Source organism: Gallibacterium melopsittaci (genome assembly GCF_042433085.1).
In the GTDB taxonomy this organism is placed as follows: Bacteria; Pseudomonadota; Gammaproteobacteria; order Enterobacterales; family Pasteurellaceae; genus Gallibacterium; species Gallibacterium melopsittaci.
In genome coordinates this window covers 15,889-36,334 of the sequence record NZ_JBHLWA010000040.1, presented here as the reverse complement: position 1 = coordinate 36,334, position 20,446 = coordinate 15,889, and the positions used below count along the sequence as shown (strand labels likewise).

Sequence of the window (20,446 nt, the reverse complement as noted above, 5' to 3'; positions counted from 1 at the left end):
ATGCAACTCAAGCAAAATAGCCTGTTAAAAATTATTGTACCGTCCGCTATCGCTATTGCTGTTTTTATCGGGATTAAAGCCTATAAATCAAATTCTGATGTCAGTGCTACACAAGTACAATCAACCATTTATGACTTAAAGCCAGAAGAATTGCGTGCATTAGGAATTGATGGTGATACACCGCAGGATACGATTCGTACTTTAGTCGGTACACTAAAGCGAACTCGTCAAGATGTTGAAGATGTGAAAACGCAAAATGCCGATCTCTTAAAACGCAATAAACAGCTAACTGATCAACAAAATAATGTTGATGCACAGATCCAAAGTGCATTAGAACGTGAACGTAATAACCTCACCGTTGAGTTTGAACAACGTGCAGCAAGCTTAACTGCTCAGCTTGAGCAGAAGTTAGCCAATTTACCACAGTTTGATTTTAATGCCACTTCACCAACTCAAACTCAAGAACAAAAGAATATAAGTGTAGATGAGGGCTTTAGCGATATTCCTATTAATGGCGATGTTTCAATGGGTATGCAGTGGGTGATGCCAGCGGATATGCGAGCATTAGACCGTAATGGCAAACCTGTCGCAGCAGGACAACAAGCCGATTCATTCGGGTTTCCAAGTTTATTTAATGAGCTAGATAACTCAATGGTAGGAAAAGCGTACGAAGATTTAACTGGCGTAAAAAGTAAAACGCGTGATGAAAAACCACCTGTACCAATTTATACCTTGCCTGAAAATTCCACCTTAATCGGCTCTGTAGCCATGACCGCACTCTTGGGACGTGTACCCATTGATGGTGTAGTCAATGATCCTTACCCGTTTAAAGTGTTAGTTGGCAAAGAAAATCTCACTGCCAATGGCATCATGTTACCGAATGTAGAAGGTGCGATTCTTTCTGGAACCGCTAGTGGAGACTGGACACTTTCATGTGTACGAGGAAAAGTAACAAGCATCACATTAGTATTTAATGATGGGCGTGTTCGAACGCTTCCACAAGGTCGTCAAGGCAATAGTAATAATGATGGTATTGGTTGGATATCCGATCCTTATGGCGTGCCTTGCGTACCTGGTGATCGTAAAACTAATGCACCTGAATATCTCACTTCTAACTTTTTACTCGGTGGGGTTGCTGTCGCTGCGGATGCGTATGCACAAAGTCAAACAACCACCGTGGTTGATGGTTCCAGTGTAGTTGGGGCAGTAACGGGGGATCAAGGTAAATATCTAATAGGGCAAGCTATTGGTGCTGGTTTAAAAGATACCGCAGAATGGCTACGCAAACGCTATGGTCAAACATTTGATGCGATTTACGTCCCTCCAGGACAAGCTGTCGCAATTCATTTAACTAAATCAATTGAAATTGACTATGAGCCAAATGGTCGTAAGGTCAATTACCTACAACAAAAATCGCGCCGTCAATTAGATTAAGAAATTAAGGAATACATTATGAATATGCTGATAAAAACTGTGACTATCGTAATTTGTTTATGCGGACTTGCGGCGTGTTCAACGTCCCAAGAGAAGCTTTTGCCTCGTGGTGAACAAACAATGTTAGATTTATGGCAGAAGAAAAGCGGAAATGCGAATTTGCTTCCCACTCGTCAGAATGTTGCTCAAGATCCTGTTCGTACCGTAAGCTTTGAAGAACAAGCGAGTTATACCCGCTCTGCTGAAAATGAAGTTAAAAACCTGTTTCCACGTCTCCCAAACCCTGATTTAGTGATGTATATCTTCCCTCATCTCTCTGATACTGATGAGCCAATGCCTGTGCCTGGTTATAGTACCGTTATTCCGTTTTACAGTCGCGTGCAATATGCACAAGCTGGCGAGCGTGTTGCCACTTACTAAGCACAAGAGAGGGACGGAATGACAGAAATTAATACAGTGAAACGTGAAGATTACACTAATAAAGCCTACCAGCAAACATTTCAGCAATGCAGTTCCTTTGTTGCGCGACTACCTTGGGTTGAATTTATTGATGATGAAAATGCAATATTACTTGAGGACGGGCAATCGCTTGGTGCCGTCTTTGACATTAAACCAATTGGAACAGAAGGACGCTCGGTTGAATACTTAAGTCAACTTAGAACACAAATTAAAGACGCACTACAAGATAGTTTTGAAGAACGAGACAACCATCCTTGGGTAGTGCAATTTTATTGTCAAGATGATGACGTTGCCTCAGATTATCGTGACGTGTTAGTTCAGTATATTCAGCCTAATGCGCAAGGTTCAGCCTTTAGTGAAGCTTGGCTAAATTTAATGGGAAAACATTTGCAGGATATTGCCAAGCCTGAGGGTTTATTTATTGATACAAAAATTACTAATACCCCATGGCGAGGGCAACTACGCCGTACACGGATGGTGATTTATCGTTATATCAATACAAAATCGAAAAAAGATGAGCTTTTATCACCATTGGAAAGCTTAAATAATGCGTGTGAGCGAGTAATGAACGCCTTATCTGGGGTTGGGGTAAAGTTAGTCCGTTTAAACGGAAAGCAAGTTCATCAATGGTTACTGCGTTGGTTTAATCCAGCTCCGACATTATTAGAGCCGTCTGAATTTTATCAAAAAATGCAGTATGCCAAACAAGGTGATACCCCTGACGATTTAATCATTTGGAATGATTTTGCCGAAACCTTATTTGTACAATCCCCTACTTCACAAGGCGATTACTGGTATTTTGATGGAAAGCCACATGAAGTTGTTGTCGTTGATAGTCTGCGTAAACCGCCAGAAGTGGGGTTATTAACTGGTGAAATGCAACGAGGGGATAACTTTAACGCATTATTTGACTTATTGCCTCAGGGAACCGTAATGGCAATGACAATGGTTGTCTATCCGCAAGATCTCCTAGAACAGCATATCCTCAATATTATGGATAAAGCCAAGGGCGACAATACTGAATCACGCTATGCAAAGCAAGACTGTATGACAGTACAAGAATATCTCAAAGATAAGCACAAAATGTACCGAAGTAATTTAGCGTTTTACTTACGCGGTGATGATGAAGAAGATTTACGCAAAAAAAGCCGTAAATTACGTGCGATTTTACTGGGAAACGGCTTAGTTCCCGTGCGTGAAGGCGATGAAATTGCGCCGCTCAATAGTTATCTGCGTTGGTTACCGATGGTCTTTAATCCGCAAGATGATCGCAAAAACCTCTACACCAAATTTAACTTTGTACAGCATATTGCCAATTTGCTCCCGGTTTTTGGCCGTTCAACAGGAACAGGACACCCAGGCATTTCCTTTTTTAATCGCGGTGGTGCGCCACTTGATTTTGACCCATTAAGTAAAAAAGACAGAACCAAGAATGCACACCTATTAATGCTAGGGCCAACAGGAGCGGGAAAATCAGCTACGTTAAACGGTAAAATTGCCCAATTAATGGCAGTATATCGTCCTCGATTATTCATCATCGAAGCGGGAAACTCTTTTGGTTTGATGGCTGATTATGCGGCATCACTAGGGTTGAGCGTGAATAAAGTTACGTTAAAGCCAGGGAGTGGCGTAACGCTGCCTCTCTTTGCGGATTGCCATAAATTGATCGAGGATACCTCTATTAATGATCGGCTGTCGGAAACCGCGATTGAAGACGAAGAAGCCAAAGAGCAAGTGGCAGAAGATGGCGATGATCAGCGTGATATTTTAGGTGAAATGGAAATCACGGCTCGCTTGATGATTACTGGAGGCGAAATAAAAGAAGATGAAAAACTCTCTCGCCCAGACAAAGCGATGATACGACGCGCTATCATGATTGCGGCTGAGAAAACCTACCAAGAAAAACGCCAAACGTTGACCCAAGATGTGCGTGATGCGTTGTATCAAATTAGTCGTGATGAAGAACTTCCAGAGAAGAAACGGGAACGTGCGTTTGACATGGCTGAATCAATCGGAATGTTTTGTCAACTTGGTAGCTTTGAAGCAGAACTTTTTAATCGAGAAGGCGAAGCGTGGCCCGATGCCGATATTACCTTGGTGGATTTGGCCACGTTTGCGCACGAAGGCTATGAAGCTCAACTTTCTATTGCTTATATCTCATTAATTAATCATATCAATAGCCTTGGAGAAAAATACCAATATGCAGGGCGACCATTGGTCAATATTACCGATGAAGCACACATTATTACAGTTAATCCTTTGTTAGCCAAATTCCTCACTAAAGGTTCCAAAATGTGGCGTAAGTTAGGGATTTGGTTATGGTTGGCGACGCAAAATATGAAGGACTTCCCAAATGATGCTGTGAAGCTCATTAATATGCTGGAATGGTGGGAACTGTTATGTGGGGTTGACGATTACGAAATTGGAGAGATTTGCCGTTTTAAACCACTTACAGCAGAGCAGAAAAATCTTATCCGCTCCGCACGAAAAGAAGATAAAAAGTACACAGAGGGTGTTGTGCTATCAGATAGCCTGGAAGCACTTTTTCGAGTTGTCCCGCCAAGCCTCTATCTTGCACTTGCAATGACGGAACCAGAAGAAAAAGCAGCGAGGATGCAGCTCATGCGCGAACACAATATCAGTGAATTAGAAGCAGCTTTTATGATTGCGAAACAGCTTGATATAGCAAGGGGGATTGTATGATGGTTCGCTTATTTGATATGACAACTCCACCGTTTAGTCATTGCCAGTTAGATATTCAATCTTGCTTTGTTCATTCATTGTATCGATTAAAACAAGCTATTATAAGGGAAATTGGTCAGCTGATTTCTATGAAGTTAAAACCTTATCGTGTTTATCAGCAACGTTATATTCAATTATTGTTTATTGGTAGTGGAGGTTGGTTCAATTTAGTCTTAAATGTAATGGGACAAACTCGTTTTCCAGATTTATCACCAAAGTTGCGTTACTACATGGAAGTGATAGATGAATTTGATGCTTATTATCTGATTGATACGTTACATCACTTACTACGTGAGGACAAAACAACAAGCTTATCCACAAAACCTGTGGATAATATTGTTAAACACCAGAATAAATCGTATCAAAAACAAGATGATAAATAGATTGTTTTTATATGTGTAAAAAATAATCTATTTATAAGGGGCTATTATGAATTGGCAAATGATAAAACAAAGTACACGGCTGATAATTGTCGTATTGCTTTCCTGTGTGGGGCTGACATTACTCAGTGCGGTATTAATGCACTTTTTCCCTAATCATGAGTTAAAAACATTTACTGAAGAATACCGTTCATTGTTACTGTTTTGGCGAATTATACTTTATGCCGTTATTTTTTATATCTTATACAAAATTGGGCAGAAAAATGCACATTGGGCAGTAGAAAGCAAACGTTTAGCAAAAAAAATGGGCATTTTTGTGGCGTTTGCTGAACTTGTCAACATTATGAATTTATTGGAGGCAAGCAATGTTTGATATGACGCTCCATGTAAATAGCTATTTTGAGTATTTCCTCACATTATTAGGCTGGATCATCAATGAAAATATTTGGTATTTGTTTGTCGAAACGGGGTTATTTGCGTTACCGATGATGTTATCTATCCTAAAACTTTGGCTCAAAGTTCGCGAAGAGGGCGATGATGAGGGAAATAAAGGAAAGCTGTTAATATCCAGATTGGAACACGCCTTGTATATGCAAGTTGTAATGATAGTGTTCACTTGTATGCCGTTAATGACGGCTTCAGTGAATAATCTTGTGTATGATGAAAGCCGTTCACAGCAATGTGGCTATACTATCCTAAAACCACAGGACACCAATCTTGGTGCAATGCAAAGTACCTTAGATGGGCAAGTTGCCAAATTACCGCTTTGGTGGGCATTTACGCACACCTTAAATAAAGCGGTAACGCAAGCAGCCATCACGGCGATACCGTGTAAGCCCGATTTACGTCAATTACGTTTTGATGTGCAACGTACCCAAATTACCAGCCCTGTATTGCGACAAGAGGTGCAAGAATTTTATGAGCAATGCTACGTCCCTGCTCGTACCAAAATTAAACGTCAACAAATTGAAGTCGATGAAGTACAAGCAAGAGATTTAGACTGGATCGGTTCTCGTTTAATGGTTGAAACACCAGGATTATATGACCGTTATCGTTCAAAGATGCCGCGTAGTCAGTGGACGTATGATCCACAGCGTGATCAAGCCTTACCGAATACAGGAAAAGGCGGTTTTCCAACTTGTCGCGAATGGTGGGACGATGCAGGCATTGGACTAAAAGCAAGGTTATTAGAACAGTATGATCCAAATTTGATACAACGGTTTAAAAATTGGGTAGATGGTAATAACTTACGAGGCTCATTATCCGAAAGTGATATTTTAGTTCGAACATTAGTACGTCCCGAAAATATTAAAGTATCAACGGGAGCAGCTTATTCTAATTTAAGTTATAACCTTACCCCAGACGATGATCTATTTTCTTCTGCGCGATCAGCTGTTTCAAGATTCTTTTCAGGTGTGGGAACAACTCTAGGCTTAACTGCAGCTACACCTGGTTTCGATGCCATGCGTCAAGCATTACCGATGATACAGGGGTTCTTAATTATGGCATTAACAATTAGCATGCCAATTATTTTGTTAATGAGTGCATATAGTGCTAAAACCGTGATGACACTTACCTTTGTGCAGTTTGGCTTATATTTTTTAACATTTTGGTGGGAATTAGCAAGATGGCTTGATACTTGGTTACTAACAGCACTTTATAATTCAGATACACATAATGCCTGGAATATAGTTGGAGTTATGAATCTTGAAGATGATACCGTAGTTAAATTGGTTATCGGAACAATGTATTTATTGTTGCCATCATTTTTTATGATTGCAATAGGATGGGCTGGTATTACAGTAGGAAATATAGCATCTTCTTTTTCTAGAGGATCTCAATCAACACAAGCATCAGGTAGTCAAGTAGCACAAAGGGGAACGAATATAGCACAACAAACAGCAACGAAAGGAATGAAATAAGAAAATATAAAAAAGCCAAGAATATTAAATTTCTTGGCTTTTCTAAATAAAAAAATCAGTTATCATCCTTAACTTTGCCCCAATACTCACCCCAACCATGTTCATATAAACCTGCTCCATGATAGGAGTTTTCTGAATTATCATTCTCTTGAGTAGAGAATGCATCAGATAATACCTCATCTTCAGAAGTACCTTTCTTGAGAAAATTAAGCACAATATATAGTGCAAATAGCAATACACCAAACATTACACCAAAAGCAATAATCGAAAATACAGCTGCTCCAATTATTGCTAATTGAGCATAATACAATACTGGTTGACTAGCTTTCTTTTCCAATCTTAATTTTTTCAGATAAGTGCCAAATCTGTACCCTAAATTATTAGTATCCGTCATTTTATGCACTCCACTTGTTTGGGTGATTAATTACTGTTAGGTATAGTCTATTTTTGGGAAGTTGTCAATGAGTTAAAACAATTCTGAATGACTTGCTAGCCGTATTAATTCAATTTGTTTAAGTTTCTTATTTGAATAAATTTCCAAAGTTTTTTTCACGATTACTATCAATGTAAAAAAATTAGTCATAATTAAGATTAAATTCCATTTTGCATTGATTTAATTTCAAATAAGTTAATTTGATCAATTTTCTCTGGGTGAATAACAATTGTTAATTTTGCAGGATATTTAAACCTAGTCTCACTTATTTTAAATGTCCATAACATTATTTTTAACAGCTCTTCATCTGTAATATTTTTGTGTTCTCTAATCCTTGTAATTCCTGAGCCAAATATAGGAACAGAAACACTTTTTTGAGAATATACAACATTTATCTCATCCCAAAACTTAATTAAAAATCCTAAATATTCAGGCATTGTTAAATAAGCTTGATTTCTTTCATTAAACTTCGAAAAAGCTGTCAATATATAGTCATTGTATAAACAAACTGTACCTATTTTATATCTTTTCGTCTTTCCAAAAATACGATTAGTATTTTCATCTAAAATATCTTCCTTGTTAAAAGGATATGTTTCAATATGTTTATTCAATTTATCTACATTAAACACTCTTTCTTTTATAAAAATACCATTTAATGACTGTTTTGAAATGATTGTATCATCTACTTGTGTATCAAAATATTCATTAAAAGCAATCACCTTTAAACCATCCTGTTTAAAGATATCACCTGTAATGATAGATATAGTAGTGTTCTCTATATTTATATTGATACTTTTCCATTTAGATACCCAAATCCATAAAATAAAATATATTACAATAAGAAAGATAAAAACAAAGCTAACTAGGCAGAAAACATTTTCTTTAAATACATTATTATCAATAATGAAAGCAAAAATACCTAAAAAAGTAGAAAATATAGAAAAAACTTCACAATACAATTTTCTTAAATTCACATCAAAAAGACGAACTTTTCTCATAAATAATAACCTTATTATTCATTTTAGAATAAAATTAGTAAAAATCTGTTATTTATAATAATATACTCCATTTTCTATTTTATTCTTAAATTGTATAGTAAAATCAGTTATACTGAGAGCTTTATAAATAATCTTTTTATTCATTGGAATATGAAGAGTCGGTACATTGTGCATTAACTTATCAAAGCTTGGTAATTTGTTCCATAAGTCTTTAATTTCTTGTCTTAAATTACCATTCCCACTCAATAAATCATTTTTTTCCTTATAATCAGGATAAATAACAATTACAGGTAAACCCAGCGTTCTAATGCCATATTCAATTTCTTCTGTTAACGCTCTTGAATTTCTAGTATTTTTACTTAAAAACAAGATAATATTCTTGGATACTTTTAATCTTTCATGTAATCTAGGTTTTAAGGTTCTTTCCCAATCACTTCCGTCACGTACACTATAAGTTGCATCGTGTGCATTGATAAAAGAAAACGTATTATCTTTTCCTTTCCACGCTCTTAACATATTGTAATAACAGAAATCTTTAGTTGCATGTGCACCTAAGTTACTTTCATTAAAGGGCTCTGCAACATAAAATGCAGAATAGTTTTTAGTTTTATTTAACATTATGGAGTCTCCTTTTTCACTTTAATAAAACATACACTCACTAACTCTGTTTCAAATCTTATTGTTGCTACTATTTTAATAATTGCATGTATCAAATTCCATTACTGATGACTGTTATGCCATATCTTATTTCTTAATTTTTAGCTCACTATGATAATTAATTAACGTACAAAACTGAAAATCATTGCTTAATTTCTCCGGTGAATTTTTCATTTCAGTAATGTATCGCTCAACAAACTTTTTGAAGTTACGGATAATTTTTTTCACATTGCCTTGAATACAAAGAAATTCTTGCTTATCTCTGAGTTGAATATTGGTATTCATAATATCATTATGTAAATCGACAATAATAGCTTTAGTAAAGTCTATCCCTTTATAACCTCCTTTATCATTATGAATGGTTTTAAAGCAAATTTTGTCGTTCTCTGGTTGTGGTAGATTAGTTCTTAGCGGTAATGCAAAATGAAGATTTTTAACTTGAACAAGCAGAACACAATAAGGGCGATGATCTTTTTCAAGAATCTCATTAAGCATTGGCGCTTTATTAACAAAAAAATCTTGTGATAAGAGGTCAAGTTGTAAATCAAGGTTTTTTATTAGCATACATTTTTTTCAAAAAATTCTATAATATTGAATTATATAGTTTCTAAGAAATAAATATAGTCATTAATACTTGATCTTTTCTCTATATCATCTATTATATAGATGTGGTGCTAGAGCATGCCCACGTTAATAAACACATAGCTCAAGAGATGAATTTAGTGGTGCTAGAGCATGCCCACGTTAATAAACACATAGCTCGATAGAAGACCCTTATTTCGTATAAGGTTTTTTTATTTTATCTCCCTATCCATTAGATATTTTTTCTATTGCTAACATCTCCATATGCTTTGATTGTTCAATGGTATAGCCTTTTTTACTTTTTTGATAGCTTGTTTCTTATCTAATCAAAGACTGTTCCCAGTTAATTTGTTCTGCATCAATTATCTTTATTCCCATTTTACGAATTTCACTTAGAGTACTGTGATAAGATAATGCCATTTTTTCAATGTCAGCTCGACTCGTGATACGAGGAATAGTATGTTCTTGAGCTTGCTTTTCTTTGTAGCGTTTTGTATTTCTCTCAATACTTAAATCAATATTAATCGGCAACTTTAAATGCTCATTCTTAACTTATCGTATTTGTCGCTTAATTCGTAGATTTTTTCGATAATATCAACGGCTTTTACTTGGTCTTTTTCACATAAAGATAAATACTCTTGATCAAGCTTATGTAAGAGAACTTTATCTTGTTCAAGACTTGATAAATCTATCTTTCCTCTTTTTAAAACGAGCATATCAGCTTTAGTATCAGCAACAACTTCACAAACAATATCTGTTAAAACAACATAATCTTCTTTTAGGCTTTGTATCATTTCAGCTTTTCGTTCTGTACTTAACATTTTATTCTCTCTAAAAACTTATAATTATTAACACTTCTTAATAAACTATATTTCTTTACTCCAGTCTATTACTCTTAAACCATTTACTTTAGTAAATTCTTTGACATTAACATTAGAATGACTCTCGTTCCTGCATTTGCGGTTGTTCTCTATCTGGCATAAAATCATCAGATACTGTATTCACATCATAAAACCAACTATCCCAAACATTATTTAATGGCGTGATAATACGAGTATTACCTTGAATGATAATATTCACATTTTTTGTCGTGGTCGGTAATTCTGCAATTTTAGGGATTCTAATTGCTTGACTTTTATTATTCATACAAACTGTCGCAGTTACTGTAGTCATAGCCCCTCCTTTATGTATATATTCTTTGTATATACTACAGCTTATTTGATATCTATAAATCGTTTCTATAGTCATTAACACTTAATTGTTTCTTTATATTGCTAACTTTGATTATCTAGTTGGATAATGACATCACAACGTCCGTTTTCATTAAATTTTATGATAATCTCAGAATCACGGTTAATTGTAATGTGATCTTTACCAGATGGTCTTTGCAAATAATACCTGGTACAATGGTCATTAAAACTTATGCTATCATCATGAGAGGCTTCATATTTATCAATCCACCATTCAATTCCAATTTTTAATAGAGTAAAAATTAGGAATGACAATGAAAGTATCACAACTGCCATTAATATATTGTTTGTGATATCGCGTATTTTTTTTCTATAATAATATTTGTTTTTCTTAATCATATTTTTCTCTAGTTTATTTTAAGTAGTTCTAATTGAATATAGCCAAAGAAATGAAAAAACATATTATCCTTTATACTTTTTGTTGTTTTTTGTAATAATCACTAATACCTATTATCATTAGTACTAACATTAGTAAAACTATCCAAAATTGATTTTTTATGTACTGCCATGCAAAATCAATGAAATCAATGTTATTCATTGTTTTTATTATTGCTAATAACACAATGTTAAAGATAATGTATAAAATAAAAACAATGATGTTTGCTATTATTAATTTCTTAATATGATTTATTTTCATATTACTAACTATCGCTCTCACTAGCTTGATTGTTGAATCTTTGTAAACGTTGTTAGTAAGTCACAATGCCTACAAAGATTTCAATTAAAAATCTGACAAACACACATTATTTTAAATGAGGACTGCCAGATTGATATGATACTACTATTTACATTTTTCAAATGATTCTGCTTGAATTAAGACGGGGGTTTGGTGATGCGCTGTTTCCCATCCAAAAAGTGAACCATGGACAACTTGGCATCCAAGCGGTGTTTTTTCTCCAGGTTTACGATTGATATTGATCACTTGCATCCGTTTCACATTTTTTGCAGCATCATAAAAATCAGCTTTATTAACATTGATACCTTTTTGTAAATATAAGAATGGATAATCATTCTCTAGTTTAATGATTCCTGTTAATGTGACGGGTTCATTATAATTATATGTCTTTGCTTCAGCTAAAGTACATACACCTAAACTAATACCAAGACCAAGTATTGTTATCATGAAAACCTTTTTCATATTGTATTATCCTCTCTAGTGAACATTAAATTTCTTTCCCAACGATCCAGCCTTCGTGCTTACGAATAGCTTTTACAAATTGTTCTCTCTGTGCATCTGATAGTGCGCTCATTGGAGTATTCCTATCAAGCCCTGTGGCTTTTGTAATCTGATTGATATATAGTTCAGTATCATTTTCTTTTGGCGGTGCATATCGTTCCATCGCTTTCGCTATACTAAGATTGTTATAGGAGTTTGTTTTTAGTAAAGCATGAATTGCTTTCTCGCCAGCTGTTTCATCAGGAAATACAGCAAACCCGCTTGGCCCACATCCTATTGCGCCCATACTCCGTGAAAAATCCCCACATTTTATATTTCCGGGATTGTTATTACGCCAGGCTAACGAACCACCCTCACGCCGAGTTAATGTTCCATCTGCGTTTTTATAGACAGTAGCTCGCCCATCTGCATATGCACCATCAGATAATTTAGATAGTGCGCTTGCACCACTATTACTATTAGAGGTACTACTACCTCCTGAAGAAATGCCATTCCAGATACCTGTACTGCCTGATCCTTGTGGTACATTTAAGTCAATTGGCTCATCAGGACGAATATAGAAATTACCTTCATTGCTGTTATCTATTTCTTCTTTTTTCCCTTCTAAGACTCGCTGTTTATCTTGAGCATTGCTATCAAGTGATGTCTGTTGTTCTTGAATACGTTTATTCATCACAGCTAATGTCGTATTGTTAGTTAAGCTATGTTGTAATTCCATCTCCATGCGCACTTGATTAATTTCTCTATCAAGCATCGTTAAAGCTTTTTCAAGCTCTGCTTGTGCTTTTTCATTTACCGCAACATTTGGCTCTCTCATACCCGCTAAAATTGTTCGTCTTGCAAGTAATGCTTTGTCTAACACTCGAGATAACGCTATTTCACTTGCTAAACGATGAGATAATACGACTGCATCAGGATCTTCTTTTAATGCTTCGATTAAACCTCTTGTTATTGGAATTTTTGGAGAGGATACAGCTTGTAATTGTTCTGCTGTTGGCTCTTGTGTATTAAGGACATCTTCCAAATCTTTTAAGACCTGGATATGCTCCTCTTCAATGATTGGTGATAATCCAGCTCCCGCAGTTGCTTTTTGTTGTCCGCAAGTGTTACAAGTTGCCAGTCCTTTGTCGCCAATTACGCGCTTAGTAAAATTACGCACCTCTTCAGGTTTAGTAAATGCTTGACATAGCTGCCCACTACATTCATTATTTGCAATCGCATTTTTATTTAATACTGGCTTATTATTCAGCAAATTATAGCCTGCTTCAGCAACATCACCAATTACATCAATGAGTTTTTGTCCTTCACCACCACGTTTTGCACCACCTATCCAATTGATACCTTTCTTACCCCCATCTTCTTCTGATTTTTTCTTCGCTTTAACTGCATCTTGTTCTTGTGAGGCAATTTGTACAAAATTTTGTTGTTGTGCCATTACACCCCAATTTGCATCAGCCATATAATCTGCCATTTTACTCGATATGGCTTCACAGCTTGTTTTTGCCGCAGCAAAATCTAATCTACCTTGTAAAACCCCATTAGTCAGGAGATCATATAATTGTGGATTAGCACGCTGAATAATCAATGCTGGCATACTAGCAACAGCTCCTGTCGCTGATTGAATAATATTACCCATTAAATCTTTAAATCCTTCGGTGAGTCCATTTAGCTGATTTTTTACGGTTGTCTTAATGTCAAAATTACCGCACATTAAATTTGCTTTCCACCCTAAACCGAATGCAAGTTCATATGGTCTTTTTCGGCTTGGTGGTGTCATCACTGCAGATCCTCCGCCGATTTGATAATACACTCTATCCGATAAAACTGAACCAGATTGATTTACCGCATATTGGTTTGCAGCTTGTATAGAGCTTGTACAAGAGAAAAGTAATAGCGTTAATAAAGAGAGTTTAAATTTCATTACATTATCCTTTTAATTCCAATCTGTGCTAAATAAGAAAGTTTGTCCGCGCCGTTTACAACAGCTATAAGGTCGCCATAACGCCCAAGCGTAATCTTGTTGTGTTGAGATTTTGTCCGAGTAAGTATCTGATGGAGAACGATCAGGAAAAATGGCACAAGAATTTTCCATTTTTGGATATAACATTTGCCATTTGTGCGTTTTAATCTTCCCTTCCTCAATAGGAGGCGGAGGCCAATAGCCACGGCTAGGTCGTGCTTTTTGTGCTGCGGGAATATATACGTGTAATTGTCCTGAACGAGAGATAATATCTGCTGCTCGTTGTGTCGTAACAGATGCCGCCTTATACGGATGAATTTGCGTAACAGCTCCCGCCCTCGGATAAATATTCCCCCATATATCACCTAGATTTCCGATTTCACGCAATCCTGGTGTAATAGCTTCTGGATAGAGAGATTCAGGCATACCAGTACGCCAACCAACCACATCAAGTCCACTTAAAAAATGTGGCTTAAAGGGTGATGTTTGCGTATTACAATAATAGCCAGATCGACTTAACAATTGAGTAATTGCACCACCTGGATGGCCAATAACGTCCACGTTCTTAAATGTCAGTTGGGAATATTGTTTTGTTTGTGGACGTTCATTTTCTGGCCCAGCTTTGATCCCCAGCCCCAATAATTTCACTTCCGTCCACGGATTCTGTCCCTCATGGTTATAGCTACTTACCACTTGTTCGGGTAAGTAATGCCGTACTTTGACTGAAGTACGAACTCTGCATCCACTCCAACCACAATATAGCCAATAGCAGATACCAACGACACGATATTCCATACAACTAGGCGATGCACTAGATGCCATAATTTGGGCAGTATTTAATGCAAATGCGGTACTTACTGAACTAGATAATAATAAAACAGTAACTTTTAGTAGTTTCATTTTTGCTTCTCCTCTTTATATTGTTGATAACGAGTTAAAGCTTCTTGTACATCAGTAATTCCATACATCACATAATTTTTATCATGTTCAGTAAAAACAATTGCTGGGACTTTCTTAATGCCTTGCATAAATCCTTTTGTCAAACCATCATATGCTTGCTTTAATAACAATTCTTGTTGTTGCCAATTATCAGTTTGACGGAGAGTATTTATGATATTTAGGGCCTGTTCAGGGTGATTTCCAAGCTGAAATTTTTCAGCAAAGTTAGACTCTACTTTTTCGACTTGATCTAAATGATAGATATGATGAGCAAGTTGTTGATTTGATAATGTGTAATGTTCAGTTGTGTACACGGTAATATCTATTTCCGAATATACATAACAACTTATACTTAAGAGAACAACGCCAAGTAATTTTTTCAATGATTACTCCTTATGTTTCATGACAACAATGCATAATGAGTAACGTAAAAAATTCTATGATCAAAAGATATTGTTAATTATTTATCCAGATTGAATAAAAACTTATTTAAAAAAAGAGGAGATTGGTTTAATAAAGAATTAGCTGGGACTGTTTGTTCTACAATAATAGAGTTATAGGTATTTCTTGAAGCTCGCAGAAGCGATTGAAATTGCTGTTCCAACTAAAAATGCAGCGGGTATCAGTAATAAATTAGGATAGATGCTGAAAGGTAATGAAAGATATAACATCCAAGAGCTAATTAATAATGGCAAAATAGCACGTTTAGCATGATGATACATAAAACTTGATTCATAACCATAACCAAATCGTCTTAGATCACGACGCACTAGACCATCTGTGAAACCGACAATTGCCACTAATATAAATAACGGACTTGTAAAAAATAAAATGAGTAAGCGAATAATAAATGTCATCATAATATAGATAATAGCTTCAATATAACCTCGTATTACCATAAAGACGGAGTGATTAAGTTTCATTGAAACTTGTGCGTTATTTAGCCAATTAAGTAGTCCTGTCTTCACAAACACATAATGGTTTACGGTATCCATTGTTTGCTGTGCAAATACAATAGGATCTGAATGTAAGATGCTTTGGGTAAAGTGAGTAGAGAAGTATTGCACTTCTTGAAGCATCATTTGTTTACTATGTAATGCGCCTTGTTCTTGCCAAAACCATGTCACTCCAACCCATTCAATGATAATACTTAAAATCAATGATACGACTAAGACACCAAACGTTCTACCGATTAAAGATAACAACGTACTTAACAAACCTTGTCTGGGTTCTTTTACCTGTTGTTCAGCCATTAGTGACCTCTTCTTGTTGTTCTATTACTTCAGTATTAATACTATTGGCCACATCCGCTGCTATATCTAATGAATTGATCACACCACTACTAACCACCTGCTCAAACGCCGCAATCGCTTCAGAAGATGGCGTATATTCATACGCGACTCGTGACCATAACGCTTCCCCAGTTTGATAATTCTTTTTCATATATTCACTTAATTGTTCAATAGATGCGGGCATATTTTCATATTTATCGGAGACAGGTAACGGCATTCGAATTTTCCAAAGCTTGCCGCCTTCGAGCAAAGCAAAAGCTTGTCCTTTGGGTAGGCTAATTACGTTGGCTGGAGTAATCATGGGGACTTTTTCAGAGCTAACACGGTCTTGTGTATTAGACGTGAAATGTTGATCGCTGTAAGGATTGCTACTATCTGTTACGCCAGAAATCGTGGTATTTTTCAATACATCAACTTCATGTAATTGATTCGTTAAAAGTTCAGCAGTAGCTGGTTCGCGTACTCGCAACATAATCAAATTATTAAAGTTACCAATGACCTGTCCTGCTTTCGCTTTATTGCCAATTCTGGCTTCAATATCAGATAACGTTTGCGTATAAGCAGTAACTTGAATACCCGCACCGCCTCCTTTATTAATTAATGGGATAAATTCATCCCCCATTAATTCGTTAAATTCATCACAATGTAGATTAATAGATACTTTTTGTGATTTACCCTGTAACGAATCAGGTAACCCCTGATTAATCCCATATTTATAAATATGCCCCGCCATTGACACCAAATCTGCAAACATAGAGTTACCTACGGCACTGGCGACAGTTGTATCGGATAATGCATCTAATCCGATATACACAATACCCCGTTTACGGATAATTTCTTGCCAGTCGAAAATTGGGCGTTCATCGTGGATGTCACTGTAATTTGGAGCAAGCAATTCAGCAATTTTCCCCGTTGTGAGCTTTTCTAACAAAGGCAACAAAGATGCCACAATTTTATCAAAATAAGTTTTATCGTAACGCACGGCACTACGTAATCCATCTAATACAGGATCGTAAATTTTGGCTTGTGTGAGATATTGTTCAAGGGCAATCACAATCGGATCCCGCCCCATCATATTGCGAGGTGTATTTTTATCATTAATTTTACTTGCGGCAGCAGCAATAGCTTCCCATGCTTTAGGCTGTGTTTTCCCTAAAAATTTGGTTGCATAATCAATAAATAACTCATCAATATTTTGTACGTAGCGAGCAATCGAAGGATAATCAGGACGGCGGCCAAGCTCTACTTGCGCACGTGCAATGATATTTACAAATCGCCACGCAAACTCCTTAAATGCAGCACTATTCCCCTCCGAACTTAATTGCCCTGAAATACGTCCAGCCACCTCTGATACACGTCCGAATCGTCCTACTGCATTATATCGAGCAGATATTTCAGGCCAGCCCAAGTGAAAAACATAAAACTCATTTTCGCGTCCTGCGCGCTTTGCTTCTGCATACATACGTTTTAGCATATCAGCATCACCCTTTGGATCAAAAAATACGACAACTTCGCGATCATCAATGCTTTTACCTCGATGAATATCTTGCGTAACCAACATTTCAGCTAAACGTGTTTTTCCTACACGTGTTGTCCCTAACACAATCGTATGTCCGACACGTTCTCCAAGCGGTAATAACACATCTTGCTCATCTAATTCGATACCGTGAATAATGGGGCTACCACCGACAGGCGGTAGAGGACGAACAGGGTTATACCATTTATCAGTACGTAACCATTTAGCGAGTTTTGGTAAATGCTGATCGCTCCATTTTTCGAGCGATCTTGCTTGTTGATATAGAAAACTAGGCTTCACATAATCAGCTACTTCAGATCGCGTACACGTATAAAGACGTTGCGTATGCTTTTGCTCCCAGGCGAAACCACGTCCTAAGAAGAGGTAACGAGAACTTACGGGCATCTGTTTACTGGTTAATGCGTAATAAGGTAATCGGCGTATATTTTTACGAAATTTGAGGATACGCCAACCTTGTTTAAAACGCACAAAAGAAAACAGCCAAAACGCTCCACATATCCCATAGCCAATGCTTGGCGTTAAAGCCAAGCTCCAAGGAGCATAAAGGCAAACTGCACCCGCACAAAACGACACGATAGCAGAATTTAACTCAACAGCAGGACGAAGTACGGATTCAATGACGTGTTTATTACTCATTAAGTTCCCTTATCATTGTTCAATGCTTTGTTGTGTAATTAATACAGGATAATGTGTTAATTTAAGACGTTGGGCTAAATCATCTGCACTTACAGGCAACAACGGCATATTTTTAGCGATTGTGCGTAATTGCTGTAATCGCTCATAATCTTTAATATTTACTACAAGCCCTGTTGCACCTATTTCCGTTAAATAAGCTAAACGTTGTCTTAACCACATTTCAGATACTTCATCACCACCAATTAAAAACATGGGTTGCATTGTGGGTAAATTCATTTTTCTTGGTACCACTTTCCCGACTTTCATCAAATGCGACACAATCGGTAATAAATCTTTTTCATGAAACATCGGTGGCAGCATATCTGAATGAACCATAGCCTCACTATTACTGTCAATAATAGGCTGAATCGGCTCATAAAAACGTAATGCACTTTCACCACCGACATCGGCAATGACTTCTAATGCGTGAGCTGTTATTGAACTGCATAAACTGCATAAAAACAAAAAAATAGCAAAAAATCTCATTATAATTCACTCAAATATCAAAATATCAGATAGACTAATTAACGGGATTTAAGGGTTTACCCAAATCAAAGATGTCGTGGTTGCTACATTCACAGTTTTTGCTGTTGATGGCAAAATCCACTGAAAATGCGTTGATTTAGGTGTATCCCATGTGGCAATTGGGGGCGGTGCAGTCCAGTTTTCTGCTTTTACTGTCATTGTATTCGCATTGGTGTTACTCATCACTGGACGGGAAATTAAGGAAAGGTGTTTTTTTACATTATTGATATAACGTGCAGCGATATAACCACCTTTCGGGTGATGATAACAACCACTCGCCACTAACCAATTTCCTCTCTCCAAATAACAATCTCGCAAAATTTGTGCAGCAGCAATCAAATTAGAGGTTACATTGAATCCCTCACACGCAGATCGAAAATACCGTACGCCATTCCAGCCTAAATTGACTTGAGCAATGCCAACATCAATATTTTTTAACGGATAGCGTGATATAAATTGCCTTAGCGCCTCACACGCTTTTGTATGTGATGGGTAAAAATAACTTTTACCGCTTACATTAATGGCGTACGGATAGGGTTGTTTAACCTGTTTTTGTGTGAATGTTTGACCTGTTTCATTCAAAGCAATGGCATAGAGTAGAGAAGAAGGAACTTGATGATGTTCGGCAATTTGATGAAAAATGCCTGGAATAGGTTGAGCTATGACAACTGTCATATTGCAATACATTAATAAAGCAACAAGAATATGAAGAAATGCTTTATAAACCATATACCCTATCCCAAGTACCTGCTTTAAAAATGACTGGGATTTTGCCTTGCCCATGTTGTAGCCACATACCCTGATCGTGATTCAACGTGATTTGGCGAGAACGGACTTTATTGATATCAATATGCTGTGAAACAGCCCAGTCTCTGATTGCCTTATCATTTTGTGCTGAGTCAACAAAGTAAATATCAATTGATTTACCTTGCTGAATAAGTTGTCGTAATTTTTGATTACATTCATTGCAACTTAAACGTGTGAAAAAGACCAAGCGTCCCTCAATGGAAATATTTTCTGTATTAGAGGATTGAGAAATAGGGGAGATATTAGGATAAAGTTCTTTAAAAGCCGCATCATAAGCAAGTTGAAATTTAAGTTCTTTCTCGACACGTTCAAATTCTTTTTTCGCAAGCAATCTGGCATATTTTTGTCGTTCAGTATCTGTTTTCGCTTCGATACCTAATGTTGTTAAAGGGTCAAGATTTGGCGACCAATATTGTCGTTCAGATTTTCTAATCTGTTGATAACGTTGCCATTCTTCGTTGGTTAATCCCCATTGTTTAGCTTGCTCATCAGTCGTTAATGCTTGTAGTGATGAAGAAACTCGTTGTTCTGCTTGTGTAATGGCTTGTGCTGCGGTCTCTTTTGCAGTATTAAACGTCTGTGTTAGCGTTTCAGAAATAGCAAAAACGGAAGTTGAACACATTAGAATAGACACTATTAATAAACTTTGTGCAGTCAATTTAGCTTGATTAATCATA

At 36.5% G+C, this 20,446-nt stretch carries 23 protein-coding genes; 6 read left to right on the top strand and 17 right to left on the bottom strand.

What is annotated here, in order from left to right; all coding sequences use genetic code 11:
- From ACFFHT_RS09025 to ACFFHT_RS09000, 6 genes are read left to right on the top strand one after another with little or no spacing between them, the layout of a single operon-like run.
- Positions 1-1,434, top strand: a complete 1,434-nt coding sequence (locus tag ACFFHT_RS09025; protein WP_382375473.1) for a TIGR03752 family integrating conjugative element protein — start codon at positions 1-3, stop codon at positions 1,432-1,434.
- 24 nt (positions 1,435-1,458) lie between these two features.
- On the top strand, positions 1,459-1,854 hold the full coding sequence (locus ACFFHT_RS09020; RefSeq protein WP_156536695.1) for a TIGR03751 family conjugal transfer lipoprotein: 396 nt from the start codon (positions 1,459-1,461) through the stop codon (positions 1,852-1,854).
- An 18-nt stretch (positions 1,855-1,872) separates the two neighbouring features.
- Positions 1,873-4,596 carry a conjugative transfer ATPase gene (locus tag ACFFHT_RS09015; RefSeq protein ID WP_382375471.1) on the top strand — a complete coding sequence of 908 codons (2,724 nt, stop codon included), beginning with the start codon at positions 1,873-1,875 and terminating at the stop codon, positions 4,594-4,596.
- A complete protein-coding gene (locus ACFFHT_RS09010; RefSeq protein WP_382375469.1) occupies positions 4,593-5,018 on the top strand; it encodes a hypothetical protein in 426 nt (141 codons plus the stop codon). Before ACFFHT_RS09015 ends, ACFFHT_RS09010 begins: the two co-directional genes overlap by 4 nt.
- A 46-nt stretch (positions 5,019-5,064) precedes the next feature.
- Entirely contained in the window at positions 5,065-5,388 is a 324-nt protein-coding gene (locus tag ACFFHT_RS09005) for a hypothetical protein (protein WP_382375467.1), read from the top strand.
- Positions 5,381-6,937, top strand: a complete 1,557-nt coding sequence (locus tag ACFFHT_RS09000; RefSeq protein WP_382375465.1) for a conjugal transfer protein TraG N-terminal domain-containing protein — start codon at positions 5,381-5,383, stop codon at positions 6,935-6,937. Before ACFFHT_RS09005 ends, ACFFHT_RS09000 begins: the two co-directional genes overlap by 8 nt.
- Before the next feature lie 55 nt (positions 6,938-6,992).
- Here ACFFHT_RS09000 and ACFFHT_RS08995 read toward each other — a convergent pair whose 3' ends face one another.
- The 17 genes from ACFFHT_RS08995 to ACFFHT_RS08915 form a co-directional block, all read right to left on the bottom strand.
- A complete protein-coding gene (locus ACFFHT_RS08995; RefSeq protein ID WP_302500386.1) occupies positions 6,993-7,331 on the bottom strand; it encodes a hypothetical protein in 339 nt (112 codons plus the stop codon).
- Between the two features lie 197 nt (positions 7,332-7,528).
- Positions 7,529-8,368 carry a macro domain-containing protein gene (locus ACFFHT_RS08990; RefSeq protein ID WP_382375462.1) on the bottom strand — a complete coding sequence of 280 codons (840 nt, stop codon included), beginning with the start codon at positions 8,366-8,368 and terminating at the stop codon, positions 7,529-7,531.
- Positions 8,369-8,416: 48 nt separating this feature from the next.
- The gene (locus ACFFHT_RS08985; protein ID WP_302500388.1) at positions 8,417-8,986 is read right to left on the bottom strand and encodes a TIR domain-containing protein; all 570 of its coding nucleotides are present in this window, start codon (positions 8,984-8,986) and stop codon (positions 8,417-8,419) included.
- 126 nt (positions 8,987-9,112) lie between these two features.
- A complete protein-coding gene (gene tenpIN / locus ACFFHT_RS08980; protein ID WP_382375460.1) occupies positions 9,113-9,589 on the bottom strand; it encodes a type III toxin-antitoxin system TenpIN family toxin in 477 nt (158 codons plus the stop codon).
- Between the two features lie 336 nt (positions 9,590-9,925).
- On the bottom strand, positions 9,926-10,138 hold the full coding sequence (locus ACFFHT_RS08975) for a hypothetical protein (RefSeq protein WP_302500390.1): 213 nt from the start codon (positions 10,136-10,138) through the stop codon (positions 9,926-9,928).
- A gap of 2 nt (positions 10,139-10,140) precedes the next feature.
- Positions 10,141-10,428, bottom strand: coding sequence for a hypothetical protein (locus tag ACFFHT_RS08970; RefSeq protein ID WP_065233008.1), 288 nt, complete (start codon positions 10,426-10,428; stop codon positions 10,141-10,143).
- A gap of 112 nt (positions 10,429-10,540) precedes the next feature.
- Complete coding sequence (gene vapB / locus ACFFHT_RS08965; protein WP_382375457.1) at positions 10,541-10,780, bottom strand: type II toxin-antitoxin system VapB family antitoxin; 240 nt, start codon at positions 10,778-10,780, stop codon at positions 10,541-10,543.
- Between the two features lie 101 nt (positions 10,781-10,881).
- Positions 10,882-11,196 (bottom strand): hypothetical protein, encoded by a 315-nt coding sequence (locus ACFFHT_RS08960; RefSeq protein ID WP_382375455.1) that lies wholly within the window; start codon positions 11,194-11,196, stop codon positions 10,882-10,884.
- Between the two features lie 442 nt (positions 11,197-11,638).
- Positions 11,639-11,995: a DUF4431 domain-containing protein gene (locus ACFFHT_RS08955; RefSeq protein ID WP_382375453.1), complete on the bottom strand. Its 357-nt coding sequence runs from the start codon at positions 11,993-11,995 to the stop codon at positions 11,639-11,641.
- Between the two features lie 25 nt (positions 11,996-12,020).
- The gene (locus ACFFHT_RS08950) at positions 12,021-13,955 is read right to left on the bottom strand and encodes an integrating conjugative element protein (RefSeq protein ID WP_382375451.1); all 1,935 of its coding nucleotides are present in this window, start codon (positions 13,953-13,955) and stop codon (positions 12,021-12,023) included.
- A gap of 12 nt (positions 13,956-13,967) precedes the next feature.
- Positions 13,968-14,894 (bottom strand): TIGR03756 family integrating conjugative element protein, encoded by a 927-nt coding sequence (locus ACFFHT_RS08945; protein WP_382375449.1) that lies wholly within the window; start codon positions 14,892-14,894, stop codon positions 13,968-13,970.
- Positions 14,891-15,316: a TIGR03757 family integrating conjugative element protein gene (locus tag ACFFHT_RS08940; RefSeq protein WP_065232372.1), complete on the bottom strand. Its 426-nt coding sequence runs from the start codon at positions 15,314-15,316 to the stop codon at positions 14,891-14,893. The genes ACFFHT_RS08945 and ACFFHT_RS08940 overlap by 4 nt, the downstream gene beginning before the upstream one ends.
- Positions 15,317-15,487: 171 nt before the next feature.
- Positions 15,488-16,186 carry a TIGR03747 family integrating conjugative element membrane protein gene (locus tag ACFFHT_RS08935; protein WP_382375447.1) on the bottom strand — a complete coding sequence of 233 codons (699 nt, stop codon included), beginning with the start codon at positions 16,184-16,186 and terminating at the stop codon, positions 15,488-15,490.
- Entirely contained in the window at positions 16,179-18,398 is a 2,220-nt protein-coding gene (gene traD, locus ACFFHT_RS08930; RefSeq protein WP_382375445.1) for a type IV conjugative transfer system coupling protein TraD, read from the bottom strand. The genes ACFFHT_RS08935 and traD overlap by 8 nt, the downstream gene beginning before the upstream one ends.
- A 12-nt stretch (positions 18,399-18,410) precedes the next feature.
- Entirely contained in the window at positions 18,411-18,923 is a 513-nt protein-coding gene (locus ACFFHT_RS08925; RefSeq protein ID WP_382375444.1) for an integrating conjugative element protein, read from the bottom strand.
- Between the two features lie 48 nt (positions 18,924-18,971).
- Positions 18,972-19,691, bottom strand: a complete 720-nt coding sequence (locus ACFFHT_RS08920; RefSeq protein ID WP_382375442.1) for a lysozyme family protein — start codon at positions 19,689-19,691, stop codon at positions 18,972-18,974.
- Complete coding sequence (locus ACFFHT_RS08915; RefSeq protein WP_382375440.1) at positions 19,681-20,445, bottom strand: TIGR03759 family integrating conjugative element protein; 765 nt, start codon at positions 20,443-20,445, stop codon at positions 19,681-19,683. The genes ACFFHT_RS08920 and ACFFHT_RS08915 overlap by 11 nt, the downstream gene beginning before the upstream one ends.
- Position 20,446: the final 1 nt, after the last annotated feature.

What these genes read in the sequence shown, in the direction of transcription:
- ACFFHT_RS09025 (WP_382375473.1), top strand. Translation starts at nt 1, where the DNA reads ATGCAACTCAAGCAAAATAGCCTGTTAAAAATTATTGTACCGTCCGCT.
- ACFFHT_RS09020 (WP_156536695.1), top strand. Translation starts at nt 1,459, where the DNA reads ATGCTGATAAAAACTGTGACTATCGTAATTTGTTTATGCGGACTTGCG.
- ACFFHT_RS09015 (WP_382375471.1), top strand. Translation starts at nt 1,873, where the DNA reads ATGACAGAAATTAATACAGTGAAACGTGAAGATTACACTAATAAAGCC.
- ACFFHT_RS09010 (WP_382375469.1), top strand. Translation starts at nt 4,593, where the DNA reads ATGATGGTTCGCTTATTTGATATGACAACTCCACCGTTTAGTCATTGC.
- ACFFHT_RS09005 (WP_382375467.1), top strand. Translation starts at nt 5,065, where the DNA reads ATGAATTGGCAAATGATAAAACAAAGTACACGGCTGATAATTGTCGTA.
- ACFFHT_RS09000 (WP_382375465.1), top strand. Translation starts at nt 5,381, where the DNA reads ATGTTTGATATGACGCTCCATGTAAATAGCTATTTTGAGTATTTCCTC.
- ACFFHT_RS08995 (WP_302500386.1), bottom strand. Translation starts at nt 7,331, where the DNA reads ATGACGGATACTAATAATTTAGGGTACAGATTTGGCACTTATCTGAAA.
- ACFFHT_RS08990 (WP_382375462.1), bottom strand. Translation starts at nt 8,368, where the DNA reads ATGAGAAAAGTTCGTCTTTTTGATGTGAATTTAAGAAAATTGTATTGT.
- ACFFHT_RS08985 (WP_302500388.1), bottom strand. Translation starts at nt 8,986, where the DNA reads ATGTTAAATAAAACTAAAAACTATTCTGCATTTTATGTTGCAGAGCCC.
- tenpIN (WP_382375460.1), bottom strand. Translation starts at nt 9,589, where the DNA reads ATGCTAATAAAAAACCTTGATTTACAACTTGACCTCTTATCACAAGAT.
- ACFFHT_RS08970 (WP_065233008.1), bottom strand. Translation starts at nt 10,428, where the DNA reads ATGTTAAGTACAGAACGAAAAGCTGAAATGATACAAAGCCTAAAAGAA.
- vapB (WP_382375457.1), bottom strand. Translation starts at nt 10,780, where the DNA reads ATGACTACAGTAACTGCGACAGTTTGTATGAATAATAAAAGTCAAGCA.
- ACFFHT_RS08960 (WP_382375455.1), bottom strand. Translation starts at nt 11,196, where the DNA reads ATGATTAAGAAAAACAAATATTATTATAGAAAAAAAATACGCGATATC.
- ACFFHT_RS08955 (WP_382375453.1), bottom strand. Translation starts at nt 11,995, where the DNA reads ATGAAAAAGGTTTTCATGATAACAATACTTGGTCTTGGTATTAGTTTA.
- ACFFHT_RS08950 (WP_382375451.1), bottom strand. Translation starts at nt 13,955, where the DNA reads ATGAAATTTAAACTCTCTTTATTAACGCTATTACTTTTCTCTTGTACA.
- ACFFHT_RS08945 (WP_382375449.1), bottom strand. Translation starts at nt 14,894, where the DNA reads ATGAAACTACTAAAAGTTACTGTTTTATTATTATCTAGTTCAGTAAGT.
- ACFFHT_RS08935 (WP_382375447.1), bottom strand. Translation starts at nt 16,186, where the DNA reads ATGGCTGAACAACAGGTAAAAGAACCCAGACAAGGTTTGTTAAGTACG.
- traD (WP_382375445.1), bottom strand. Translation starts at nt 18,398, where the DNA reads ATGAGTAATAAACACGTCATTGAATCCGTACTTCGTCCTGCTGTTGAG.
- ACFFHT_RS08925 (WP_382375444.1), bottom strand. Translation starts at nt 18,923, where the DNA reads ATGAGATTTTTTGCTATTTTTTTGTTTTTATGCAGTTTATGCAGTTCA.
- ACFFHT_RS08920 (WP_382375442.1), bottom strand. Translation starts at nt 19,691, where the DNA reads ATGGTTTATAAAGCATTTCTTCATATTCTTGTTGCTTTATTAATGTAT.
- ACFFHT_RS08915 (WP_382375440.1), bottom strand. Translation starts at nt 20,445, where the DNA reads ATGATTAATCAAGCTAAATTGACTGCACAAAGTTTATTAATAGTGTCT.